The sequence below is a fragment of the Calothrix sp. CBUCES-K 9914 genome (assembly GCF_059640475.1).
The window spans coordinates 1-12226 of record NZ_JBXXZH010000118.1; the positions used below are offsets into that span (position 1 = coordinate 1).

At 38.6% G+C, this 12226-nt stretch carries 11 protein-coding genes; 8 read left to right on the plus strand and 3 right to left on the minus strand.

Annotation, left to right across the window (positions count from 1 at the left end):
• Positions 1-216 precede the first annotated feature (216 nt).
• Positions 217-465 carry a hypothetical protein gene (locus AC2JBO_RS24185; protein WP_496956183.1) on the plus strand — a complete coding sequence of 83 codons (249 nt, stop codon included), beginning with the start codon at positions 217-219 and terminating at the stop codon, positions 463-465.
• 232 nt (positions 466-697) lie between these two features.
• On the opposite strand, the gene hemN is transcribed toward AC2JBO_RS24185, so the two are convergent.
• Entirely contained in the window at positions 698-2080 is a 1383-nt protein-coding gene (gene hemN, locus AC2JBO_RS24190; protein ID WP_496956184.1) for an oxygen-independent coproporphyrinogen III oxidase, read from the minus strand.
• A 138-nt stretch (positions 2081-2218) separates the two neighbouring features.
• Positions 2219-2941, minus strand: a complete 723-nt coding sequence (locus AC2JBO_RS24195) for a biliverdin-producing heme oxygenase (RefSeq protein ID WP_496956185.1) — start codon at positions 2939-2941, stop codon at positions 2219-2221.
• 590 nt (positions 2942-3531) lie between these two features.
• Between AC2JBO_RS24195 and acsF the strand changes: the two genes are divergently transcribed.
• Positions 3532-4623 carry a magnesium-protoporphyrin IX monomethyl ester (oxidative) cyclase gene (gene acsF, locus AC2JBO_RS24200; RefSeq protein ID WP_496956186.1) on the plus strand — a complete coding sequence of 364 codons (1092 nt, stop codon included), beginning with the start codon at positions 3532-3534 and terminating at the stop codon, positions 4621-4623.
• A gap of 198 nt (positions 4624-4821) precedes the next feature.
• On the opposite strand, the gene AC2JBO_RS24205 is transcribed toward acsF, so the two are convergent.
• Positions 4822-5565, minus strand: coding sequence for an LOG family protein (locus AC2JBO_RS24205; RefSeq protein ID WP_496956187.1), 744 nt, complete (start codon positions 5563-5565; stop codon positions 4822-4824).
• Positions 5566-5618: 53 nt separating this feature from the next.
• Between AC2JBO_RS24205 and AC2JBO_RS24210 the strand changes: the two genes are divergently transcribed.
• The 6 genes from AC2JBO_RS24210 to AC2JBO_RS24235 all read left to right on the plus strand — a co-directional run bounded on the left by AC2JBO_RS24210 (position 5619) and on the right by AC2JBO_RS24235 (position 11926).
• Entirely contained in the window at positions 5619-6500 is an 882-nt protein-coding gene (locus AC2JBO_RS24210; protein ID WP_496956188.1) for a fructosamine kinase family protein, read from the plus strand.
• 125 nt (positions 6501-6625) lie between these two features.
• A complete protein-coding gene (locus tag AC2JBO_RS24215) occupies positions 6626-7396 on the plus strand; it encodes a class I SAM-dependent methyltransferase (protein ID WP_496956189.1) in 771 nt (256 codons plus the stop codon).
• A gap of 51 nt (positions 7397-7447) precedes the next feature.
• A complete protein-coding gene (locus AC2JBO_RS24220) occupies positions 7448-8422 on the plus strand; it encodes a glycosyltransferase family 2 protein (RefSeq protein ID WP_496956190.1) in 975 nt (324 codons plus the stop codon).
• Between the two features lie 72 nt (positions 8423-8494).
• Positions 8495-8863: an EamA-like transporter family protein gene (locus AC2JBO_RS24225; RefSeq protein ID WP_496956191.1), complete on the plus strand. Its 369-nt coding sequence runs from the start codon at positions 8495-8497 to the stop codon at positions 8861-8863.
• Between the two features lie 58 nt (positions 8864-8921).
• Entirely contained in the window at positions 8922-10187 is a 1266-nt protein-coding gene (locus AC2JBO_RS24230) for a mannosyltransferase family protein (RefSeq protein ID WP_496956192.1), read from the plus strand.
• Between the two features lie 842 nt (positions 10188-11029).
• Positions 11030-11926 carry a polysaccharide deacetylase family protein gene (locus tag AC2JBO_RS24235; RefSeq protein WP_496956193.1) on the plus strand — a complete coding sequence of 299 codons (897 nt, stop codon included), beginning with the start codon at positions 11030-11032 and terminating at the stop codon, positions 11924-11926.
• Positions 11927-12226 lie beyond the last annotated feature (300 nt).

Below are 12226 nucleotides of genomic sequence, written 5' to 3' on the forward strand. Positions count from 1 at the left end.
TTCCCAATCGGTTTTATCACTCAATTGGCGTTTTGAGCCATCAGGCATAACCTGAACAACACGGCCATCGTCCAGGCGTTCAACGGTGATAGTATCTTTCTCGCTCATTTTTTCTTGCCCTCCTTGCTGAAATAATTCGCCGTCTCTGCTCTCTGTCTGTGTGGATAACCACAATGATTAATTCGCCTTGGTAGAGTAGTTGCAACTGTTCCAGGCTTGCCTGAATTATATGTCGAAGCGAATGACCGCACAACAGCATTAGCTCAACTTCAAGAAAGTTTAGAAAAGCATTTGACTGATGTAGAAATTGTTCCTTTAGCTGTAAAATTACCTCATCAAGAACAAAAAAATCCTTGGCTAGAAATGGCTGGCATTCTTAAAGACGACCCGCAATTTGAGCAAATGCTTGAAGCGATTGAATCTTATCGACGCGAAATAGACGCAAGCACACCTGATTTTAGTTAAGAGTAAGAGCATTAGTATAAGGCATAACTAAAATGGCGTTGTGGATACTTGATACTGATCACGTTTCACTACTACAACGAGGGCATTCAGTTGTTATAAGTAAAGTCAACACCCTAGTTTTGATCCCCCCAACCCCCCTTAATAAGGGGGGCTAAGAGAAGCTTCTTATTCCCCCCTCAATAAGGGCTAAAAGGAGCTTCTTATTCCCCCCTTATTAAGGGGGTTAGGGGGATTAGATCGCGCGCGATAATTTCCTTTCTCTTGTGGCTTTATGCGCGTCAAAAATCACGGCAATATTACGAACAAGTAATCTACCTATCTCAGTCACAGCAATACTTGAAGTTGATAAATTAACCAACCCATCATTTTCTAAAAATTCTAATTGCTGAGCTTCTTGAGCAAAATACTCATCAAACACGATGTTATATTTATGCTCTATTTCTGGTTTATTAACTTGCATACCTGACATGATAGTCATGACAACATCACGACGAAGCATGTCATCCCAAGTTAGTTTATAGCCTTTACAGGTTGGTAAATTACCAGCTGCTATGGCTTGGTAGTAGTCTTTAAGTTGCTTATGGTTTTGAGCATAAGCTTCTTGCAGCATACTTACTGATGTGGCGCCAAATCCAAATAATTCAGCTTCTTGGTGAGTCGTATAACCCTGAAAGTTACGTTGAAGCGCGTTTTCACTTTGTGCGATGGCAAGTTCATCATCGGGTTTAGCAAAGTGGTCCATGCCAATAAACACATACTTGCTGCTCGTTAGCTCCTCAATAGTCATTTGCAAAATTTCTAACTTTTCAGATGGCGCCGGCAAAGCATTTTCATCTATATTCTTTTGTACAGGTTTTACCCAAGGTACATAAGCAAAGTTAAAAACCGCTATTCTATCTGGGTCGAGGGCAATCGTTTTTTGAACTGTTTTATGAAAACTCTTTAAATTTTGATGAGGTAATCCATAAATCAAGTCAACATTAACACTATCAAACTCAGCTTCACGAATCCAACCCATCAGATTAAATATCATATCTTCTGGCTGAACTCGATTTACAGCAGTTTGAACTTGGGTGTCAAAATCTTGCAGTCCAAAGCTAATGCGGTTAAATCCAAGTTCGCGCAAAAAGAATATATAATCTCTGTCGATGTAACGAGGGTTTATTTCGATTGAAACTTCAGCATGAGAATCAATCTTGAAGTTACTCTTGATATGCTTCCAAATATACCCAATTTGCTCAGTACTTAAATAATTAGGAGTACCACCACCCCAGTGAATTTGTACAACCGGACGGTCAGAGTCGATTAATTTGGCAGTTTGTTCAATCTCGCGCGTTAAATACTCTACATAAGGTACTGAAATATTCTTATTCCCAGAAACAACAATATTGCAACCGCAGTAATAACAAGCGCTTTGACAAAAAGGTATATGAAAGTACAAAGAAAGCGGAGTTTTGCGAGCATTAGAAAGTGCAATGGCATCTTTAAAATCTTGCTCAGTAAAACTTTCAGTTAACTCTGTAGCGGGAGGATAACTAGTATATCGAGGTGTAGGTGTATCGTACTTTTTGATTAAATTCAAATCAAACTTCACACCAGGTAATTGAAAGACCATTTTATTCCTAAAAGAGTAATGAGTGCTGAGTGCTGAGTAATGAGTGCTGAGTGCTGAGTTCTGAGTGAAGAGTAAAGAGTAAAGAGTTAAATTTTAATTCCTAACTCCTAACTCCTAACTCCTAACTTTACTCAGCACTCAGCACTTAGCACTTTTAACTTCTTCAGTGCTACCTTGGTTATGCGAACGAATGAGAGAGTTATACATAACCTGACCAATTGCTTGAATCAAACTACCTTCCATATCTTGCGCTGCTAAATTATTCAAATGGAAAGCGTAATTAGCCTCTGCAACAACTCTATCAGCAGTAGCATCATCAAGTGGTAGCGCATTCAACGCTTGACGGTATTTATCTTTAAACGCATTTTTATCAGGAATTTGCTCAAACTGATAAAACGAAGTTCCTTGATAACCTTCAAGTTTCAACGCATTCTGAGCAATCTTCTGAAACATTTGACCACCCGAAAGGTCTCCCATATACCGGGTGTAAGAATGTGCTAGTAATAACACAGGTTCTGAAGCAGCAATTTCTCGAATACGGTTGATATAGGTTTGTGCTGCTGGTAATAATGAAATTTGCTTTTTCCAGTCTTTACCGTAGTAAAACTCTAAGTCTTTCTCTAAATTAGCTGTCCGGTTTAACTCAGGAAAATAAAGCGGTTTGATAAATGGATTTTCCCTATGTTGCTGTAACGCTGCTTCAAGTTCGCTGTACACAAAATATAAGTTACCCAAGAACTTCGCAAAACATCCTCTATCTACAACACCTTTGAGAAAACATTTTGTGAAACCTGCGTTTTCCGCTGTTGTGTGTGCTTTTTGTGTACCCGTGCGGAGCTTAATAGCTAAATTGCTACTCATGTTAAATACCTTAATAATTCTGATGCATTGCTAGAAACGCCAAGAACTTACACGAGTATTCCCAAATGAACGTGAGCGCAGAGTGTAGAGAGAGATATTCTGTATTGTGGCGCCTAACCACTAACACAGATTCCTGCCTTGCTTATTTCTACCAAAAATTCTAAAATATTTCTACATGCACACACAAATAACTATTCATATAGTTATTTATAATTATTTACATACAGATAATTTATTTGCATTCATAGCCTGCGAAGGCAGGCTTCGTTCGTATAGCCCCACCCTTCTAGGATACTGCTGGTCATTCAGGGGTATTACCCCTCAGTTCCACGATTTTGCGTTGTTTTCAAAATTGTAGAGACGCGACATGTCGCGTCTCTACACGCCTGTTTTCACGAAATAATGGGTACTACCCCCTATTCGCCAGCGGTATCCTTCTAGGGTGTGGGAACGTGGGGGTGTGGGTTTTTAAACGAAGGGTCAATTTAGCCATTTAAATCAATTTTAAAATTTATTTGACAAATTATAGAAATAAACAATTCAATATGATTAGATAGCTATGTGGCAATCAATCATAGTGAAGGTTTTATATGGTTCAGTCAAGCACAGTTTCACAAACAGGCAAGTTAAAATCAGGTGTAAAGGCGCCAGTTCAAGAGACACTATTAACACCTCGGTTTTACACTACTGATTTTGAAAAAGTCGCGCAAATGGAATTGTCGGGGGACGATAAGGAATTGCGGGCAGTAATTCAAGAGTTAAAAGCAGATTACAATCGTCACCACTTTATCCGTGATGAGGAGTTTAAACAAAGTTGGGAACACATCGATGGACAAACGCGACTCGCATTTATTGACTTTTTAGAGCGTTCATGCACTTCTGAGTTTTCAGGATTTTTGCTGTTCAAAGAGCTAACACGGCGCCTCAAAAACAAAAGTCCGTTATTATCAGAAGCATTTGAATACCTAGCGCGCGATGAAGCACGTCATGCTGGGTTTATCAATAAAGCAATGGCGGATTTTAACTTGTCACTCGACTTAGGTTACTTAACCAAAAATAGAACCTACACCTTTTTCCCACCAGAGTGGATAATATACACCGTTTATCTATCTGAGAAAATAGGTTACTGGCGCTACATTATCATGTTCCGTCATCTAGAAAAACGTCCAGACTATCAATATTATCCTTTATTCCGTTACTTCGAGAACTGGTGTCAAGACGAAAACCGTCACGGAGACTTTTTCAAAGCGCTACTACGTTCACAACCTCAACTTTGGGATAACTGGAAAGCGCGGTTATGGGCACGTTTTTTCTTAGTAACAGTATTTGCCACCCACACACTCACAGTACTCGAACGAGCCAACTTCTACAAATCGCTTGGTATCGACGTGCGACAATATAATATCCAAGTTATCGAAGAAACAAACAAAACCTCAGCGCGCGCGTTCCCCGTCATCCTGAATACCCAACACCCAGCATTTATGCCAGCAATGGAACGTTGTTCCAATCTCAACCTACAGTTAAAACTGTTAGATATTAAATACAGCAATAGACCTGCTATCTTTAGTATCTTAAAATTCTTCCACAAACTGCCCCTAATGCTGGGTGTCACTTGGTATATGCTACGACTATTTATCATTAAACCAATTGACACAGAAGCTATACGTCAACAAGTTCATTAATTTTTGCTCTCAGGTTTCGAGGCACCTGTAATTAATGATATTTAGAATTCTCTGCGTAAATTTTCTTTGATATTATTATTGCTTATTATTGATATTTATAATGTTGGGTTCCACTTGCGCTACCCTTCGGGAAAGCTTTGCTTACACCCAACCTACATAAATTATATAAACCATCCGTTACATCCGTTGTATCCGTTGCTAAATTTCACACCCCTGCAACCACAGAGAATGATGTTTTCTTAGTATATTTGTAGCCTCAGCAAAGTTATTTACACAGTAAGGAATTTGCATATCTTTAGGACTAGCAAGTTGATCTACAACATTAACCATATATTTATCTGCCCAGTCTACTAACTCTGACCACATTTCCCCAACTAAAATGAAAGGCATATTATTCAGCTTGCGTACTTGAAGTAACTGCCAAATCATTAAAGCTTCCAGCGTAGTCCCAATACCACCAGGTACTACAACAAACGCATTAGAAAGCAAAACAAAGTGATGTAAGCGCGTGAAAAATGTTTGGTGCTGATACATTTGTTCGACAAAAGGATTAGCGCTTTGCTCGAAGTCTAAGTTTATGCGAATACCAATAGAATTAGTTAAGCGCTCTTTATCGGCTAAAAAACTTCCTTCGTTTGCTGCTTGCATTAAACCAGGCCCACCACCTGTCACAATATCACAACCCATCTTCGTGAGTTCGCTAGCAAAAAACTTCACACCACTATATAGTGGGCTATCTGACTTCAAGCGAGCGGAACCAAATATAGTTACGCGGTAACGCTCACAACGTGGAGGTTGAATGCTGGTTAAGTTATTTAATACTTGCCAAAGTCCTAATATAGACTCTTCTATTACTTTATAACTGCTATCCGCATTATATATACTTGTGTTGCCTGATACTTTGGGAACACTATAGCCATTTAAGTTTTCGTCATTAGTCATAATTGAATTTTAGATATCAGATAATAAATCGTAACAAGATAAATTTATAAATCATGTGGACTGAAATAGATACCCATATTAGCCAGGTAACAGGTACAAAATTTCAAACTGCAACAAAACGTTCGATTGGTGGCGGTTGTATCAATCAAGGCTATGCTGTTTCTAATGGTCAGCATACCTACTTTGTCAAAATAAACCAAGCCTCATATAGTAGCATGTTTTCGGCGGAGGCTTTAGGTTTACAGCAAATGTACGACACAGCCACTATTCGCGTTCCCAAACCATTATGTTATGGGACTACGAGTCATAACTGCTACATAGTCATGGAATATTTAGATATAGGTGGTGTAGGTAATAAAGCTTGGGAAGAAATGGGGCGCCGTCTTGCAGCAATGCACAAAGTCAAACAAAATAGGTTTGGCTGGGATGTAAATAATACTATTGGCTCAACTTCACAAATCAACACCTGGACAGATAATTGGGTTGAATTTTATACTGAGCATCGTTTAGGATATCAATTTAAATTAGGGCGCCGAAAAGGTGGACAATTTCCACAAGCTGAAGAATTACTCGCTGCTATTCCTGAACTATTGGCAGGTCATCATGTACAACCATCATTAGTACACGGTGACTTATGGGGAGGAAACGCGGGATGTACGAACGATGGTACACCTGTTATCTTTGACCCTGCTACGTATTACGGGGATAGAGAAGTCGATATTGCCATGACTGAATTGTTTGGAGGATTTTCACCTGGGTTTTATCGTGGTTACAATGAGGTGTTTCCCTTAGATGAGGGGTACGAGAAGCGGAAGGTAGTTTACAATCTGTACCATATCGTTAATCATTTTAATTTATTCGGTGGTAGCTATGAGTCACAGGCAAATCGAATGATTTCCCAGATTTTGCGCGCTCGTACAGCTTTTAAAATATAAGAAAGTAGATTTATTAAAGAGAGAAATTATGAACGTCCAACTCAAGCCTGAACATGAACAATTCGTATATTTACAGGCAAGGATGCCTGTTCCACAAGAGAAGGTTGCTCATTATATATAGATATATGGAAAAAAACTTTTATTTTCAATACGCGGCAGTCGAAGACAAACATTGGTGGTTTATTGGGCGCCGTCGTATACTTGACAAGGTAATTCGGCAACTCAACCTACCTCTTAATGCCAAAATTCTCGAAGCGGGTTGCGGTACAGGTGGTAACTTACAGATGTTAGCCCATCACGGACAAGTTGAAGCGATGGAGTTAGAAGAAACCGCGCGTATATTTGCCAACCAGCGTCAAGTAACTATAGTCAAAGCGGGAAGTCTACCCGATAAAATTCCTTTTGACAACGAAAAATATGATTTAATTGTCGCGTTTGATGTTATCGAACATATTGATGATGATGTCGCAGCACTCGAAGCTTTACAAAGTCATCTAAAATGCGGTGGTTGGTTAGTACTAACTGTTCCAGCATTTCAATTTTTATGGAGTCACCATGATGATATTAACCATCATCGGCGCCGCTATCGTTTGAAAGGTTTAGAGCAAGTTGTGCGTAAAGCTGATTTTACCATACATTACAGCAGCTACTTTAACACTTTCCTATTTCCTCTGGTTGCAGCAGTACGCACGTTACAAAAAATATTCAAAATTGATACGAAATCTCAGATTAGTAATGATTTAACCTTGCCATCGGCGCCTGTAAATAAATTTTTAAGTATTCTGTTTGCCCAAGAACGCCATTTAATCAACAAGTTTAGCTTACCATTTGGGGTATCGGCTTTGCTGGTAGGGCAGAAAGGTATTCATATGCACGCTGCTGGCAACCAAAAGTAATCTTTTACGACTTTTAACATAACTCTTTCCCTTTACCCCTTCCCCATAACAGTGACTCAACCAACCTACTCAATAGTCATCCCCATCTTCAACGAAGAAGACAACATTCACGAGATGTATCGGCGCCTAACTGGTGTAATGCAACAATTGGATGGTGATTCTGAATTAATATTAGTCGATGATGGTAGTAGAGATAGTTCACTAAGTGCTATTCGTGAACTTCACATTTGTGATAGTCGAGTTCGCTATATCAGCTTTGCTCGTAACTTCGGTCATCAAGTTGCTGTCACGGCAGGGTTAAACTTTGTGCGTGCAGTCGGCGCTGTTGTAGTTATGGACGCTGACTTACAAGACCCACCCGAATTAATTTTAGCCATGATTGAAAAATGGCGCCAAAGTTATCAAGTTGTTTATGCACAGCGCACTTCACGCAAGAAAGAATCTTGGTTAAAACGATTTACTGCTTATGCTTTTTACCGTATCCTCCGAAAACTAGCTGATGTTGATATTCCTTCGGATACTGGTGATTTTTGTTTGATGGATAGGCAAGTGGTTGACGTTCTCAACGCAATGCCCGAACGTAATCGTTATATTCGTGGACTACGCGCGTGGGTTGGTTATCGTCAAACTTCCATCAAATTTGAACGTGATCCCCGGTTTGCTGGTAAAGAAAAATACACCTTTGGTAAATCTTGGGCACTAGCTATCAATGGAATTGTCTCATTTTCCAGAGTACCTTTACGTGTTGCCACTTACTTAGGTATGTTATCGGCTGCCATCGCTGTACTGATGATGCTGTTAATCGTTTACTGGCGCCTGTCTGACCGCGCTACACCTTTGGTAGGTTATACATTAATCGCTGTTGCTTTGTTCTTTTTAGGTTCCGTACAACTGTTCTGTATCGGAATATTAGGAGAGTACATTGGTCGCATCTACGAAGAAGTCAAAGGGCGCCCAATATATACAGTTAAAGAAATTAGCGGTGTCACATCACAACAGACTGCTCAACTCCATAATCTCAAATAATGGAAGCTGATCTGAAGTCAAGAAACTTAATATATTTTGTATATCTTTAAAATTGCCTAGGTAATCAAGAACGTGAGTCTAAAAGAATTCGCCTTATTATTACTGTCTATCCTTTCGAGTGTAGCAGGACAGCTATTCCTGAAAATGGGTGCCGCAAAACTGGGTAAAGTAGATTTGTCCAACGCACTCAGCCAAATCATCTCAATAATTAGTACAAAAGAATTGCTAATTGGATTATCCTTTTACGGTGTGGGAGCAATTGCTTACATCTTAGTTTTGACGCGCGTTAATTTGAGTGTAGCTGGTCCATCAGCTTCGTTAGTTTATGTATTTTCTGTACTAATTGGTTTTTTTGTATTCAAAGAATCAATACCTTTAGGGCGTTTATTTGGGCTAGGTTTTATAGTTTGTGGAGTTATTTTAGTCGTTTGGAACAAGTAGGGTGCGTGACGCCATAACAATCTTGTACATTTATTAAGGACTTGTAGCGTCACGCACCATGCTCACACCATTAATTTTGGCAAGCAAATATAAGTTTCCAGTGGTAATGTGGCTGTCGAGTCGGCTACTAATTTTCATAATGATGTTTGGTGTAATGCCAGTCATCGCCAAAACATCAAACATTGTTATCGACAAATACGGTTGGTGGGATGTTTTATTCGCGTGGGATAGCGTTTGGTACTACAAAATTGCTACAAGCGGTTACAATTATGGACCGGATGTAGTTAATAACCAGTATGCCGTCGCTTTTTTCCCGTTATATCCTTTATTGTGTTGGATATTAATGCAATTTGGGTTATCGTTCCCAGTTGCTGGGTTGCTAGTTAACAATTTAGCTTTCTTGGGCGCCTTAATATTGTTTTACGTTTGGGTGAGAGAAATTGGAGGTGAACAATCTGCTCGTTGGGCAACCACTGCACTCGCTTGGTGTCCCTACTCTTTGTATGGGACAGTGATTTATACCGAAGGATTATTTTTACTATTTAGTATATCAGCTCTACGAGCATTTAATTCTAAGCAATATTTCTGGGCTGGTGTATGGGGATCACTATCTACCGCAACAAGAATAACAGGAATGGCGCTTTTACCTGCAATATTTTTATCTGCGTTTAAAGAGCGGCGCCCATTCAAGGCTTATGTTAGTAGTATTGCAGTAGCCTTAGGAGTAGTGTTTTATAGCTTGTACTGTGGGTTTAAATTTGGTGACCCCTTAGCATTTCTTCATGCTCAACGTGGTTGGCGAAGTTCTGCTGGGTTTGCGCTTGATGGTTGGTTGTTTATGCTCAAACAAATCGCTATTGGCGCCGAAAATGCAAGAGTTGGATATATTCAAAACCCCTTCTACCCAATAAAATTTGCTATTTTGATAGTGAGCGGTTTATTATTATATTACTTTCGTATCTCAATTGGTCAATCGTGCGCACGTTACGGATTTTATATCTTATGGATTGCGCTGTGGTTAATGGCATCTGACCCTTTGATTCAATTTGTTTGGATTTACGGGAGTTTGTATCTACTCTGGCATTATCGCTCATCATTACCATTGGTTGCAGCTATCTACGCTTTGTTTTCATATGGAATTGCCCTTAATACAGGGTTAACCATGTCTGTTGATAGGTATATATACGCCATCGTACCAGTATTTATCGCCTGTGGATTTTTATTTGCAAAATATCCGCGTTGGGGATATGCTGTGATGGTATTTTGCGGTCTTATACTTACTTTTTATTGTGTTCGCTTTGCTGAAGATTTGTGGCTGGCGTAAACACAAACGAGTTCTGTGTAAATAACTACATATAATCTAACCAGTTTTTATTTATACTTATCTCAAGTCAATCATTTAAGTATATAAAGTGTCGGGTATTACTTCTAGGTAATAGACAAGATGCTTAAATATTACTTAAATTCGTATTTATTAAATAAATTGTAAAAAATGATGTCCGTATCCAAGTTTATATCAGTGCTTGTACGGTAAACATTGGTATGTATTAATTTATAATATCAATGTAATAATGGTATATTTAGTTTTAAGTGTAAAACCAAATCATCCAGTTTTTCCTTGATTTTTTAAATGCAAGGAGTTTTCAGCCAATCACTAAAAATAGCCTTAAAATCTGGAGAAACCATATACAACAAGCTTACGTCTAACGGTTCACTATTAACAAAAAATCTATGGAGATAAAAATAAATTTAACGTTTTCTTTCTAAGACTGAAAAATACTACGAAGTAAAATATACTTGAATAGTTGATAAAACTCATACATACTACTTAATACAAAGTGGATATGAGCCTAAGTGGTAAAAACAGGTTTCTACATAGAATAGTAATTTTCATAATTACATAGCTATACAGAAATTAAGTATTTTATTACCAGATGCGTAAGTTCTATAAAAGTAATGGAATCTGATTTTAAAAGCGGAAAATTCTAACTATATGAACATTTAGTTTAGTTAATGAACGCTTACTTACGAAGATATGACTCAAGAAACCTAGTTTTTTGCTAGTAAATGCGTAAGTTGTATATGTATCTATTAAACATATTTTGTGAAAAACTACCGTCGTGTATAAGGCGGTAATTGCAGGTTGAGCAGTGAAGGAGCAGTGAAGTGGAGAATAATAAGTCTTTTGGTTGGTCGCAAGGTGCATTAATTGCTTTATTAGGATTGGGTGGCTGTCTAACTCTCGGCTTGATGTTGCCTATTATACCTAACGATGCCAATAGTACGCAAACTATCGAGATTAAAGATTTATCGCTCAAACCAATGACGAGCGAGCGAATCGAGGAATTAAAATCATCGATAGTAACATCTTGGCAAAAAGAAGCAGTTGCTAAAGGTTTGAGTGAAGTTCCCGAACGCTTCCGTGGCGCCACAATTGCCGAAGCAAACTTGGCGCCGAGCGAAAAAGTGATAGCACTAACATTTGATGATGGACCTTGGCCTCAAAGTACACCAGCAGTACTTGAGATTCTAAAGAAAAATAATATAAAAGCTACGTTTTTTATCGTTGGGCAAATGCTTCAAGAGCATCCCGACATGGGTAAACGAATAGTTGGCGAAGGACATGTAATTGCTAATCATACTTGGCATCACTGGTATCATTACATGAATCCCCAGGCTGCTGCTTTTGAAATCGACAACACCAGCAACTTAATTTATAAAGTAACAGGTGTAAAAACAAATTTATTCCGACCACCCGGTGGGATCAAGACAAATGGTCCATACGCTTATGCCAAGAATCAAAAATACGCCACTATCATGTGGTCGTCTGATTCGGTTGATTATTCGCGACCCGGCGTACCGAAACTGATTAGTAATGTGATGCGGGAAGCAAGACCAGGTGGAATTGTGCTTATGCACGATGGTGGTGGAAATCGCTCGAATACGGTGCAAGCTTTACCACAAATCATTGATAACTTTAGAAAACAAGGTTATCGTTTTGTTACAGTACCTCAATTATTAGAAATGCAAGATAAACAGTTAAAAATAGCCAGTAAAAAGTAGATGTTATACGTCTACTTTTTACTGGCTATATAACCAAACTCGAATATTAGAGTTTGGTTATAGCTTTAATAGTTAATAAAAGCTGATTTGATGTTTCTAATCGCAGTAATTTCTGCTACCCTGTAGTAAAAATTTAGTGATTTACTTAGAGTCAGAGTGTACATAGCTTCGTGAAACTCACGGCGCCGTTATTAGATTTAGATACTGATTCTCTTTCTTGTAGGCACTGACGCTTGGTGGAGGAGTTATAAATTGAAAAAAGTAATAAAAGTGAGAAAAGTAAAATATAAGCGGTTTAGA

Bases quoted from the DNA above. Each gene is read 5' to 3' on its own strand.
- hemN (WP_496956184.1), bottom strand. From the start codon at position 2,080: ATGGTCTTTCAATTACCTGGTGTGAAGTTTGATTTGAATTTAATCAAA.
- AC2JBO_RS24195 (WP_496956185.1), bottom strand. From the start codon at position 2,941: ATGAGTAGCAATTTAGCTATTAAGCTCCGCACGGGTACACAAAAAGCA.
- acsF (WP_496956186.1), top strand. From the start codon at position 3,532: ATGGTTCAGTCAAGCACAGTTTCACAAACAGGCAAGTTAAAATCAGGT.
- AC2JBO_RS24205 (WP_496956187.1), bottom strand. From the start codon at position 5,565: ATGACTAATGACGAAAACTTAAATGGCTATAGTGTTCCCAAAGTATCA.
- AC2JBO_RS24210 (WP_496956188.1), top strand. From the start codon at position 5,619: ATGTGGACTGAAATAGATACCCATATTAGCCAGGTAACAGGTACAAAA.
- AC2JBO_RS24215 (WP_496956189.1), top strand. From the start codon at position 6,626: ATGGAAAAAAACTTTTATTTTCAATACGCGGCAGTCGAAGACAAACAT.
- AC2JBO_RS24230 (WP_496956192.1), top strand. From the start codon at position 8,922: ATGCTCACACCATTAATTTTGGCAAGCAAATATAAGTTTCCAGTGGTA.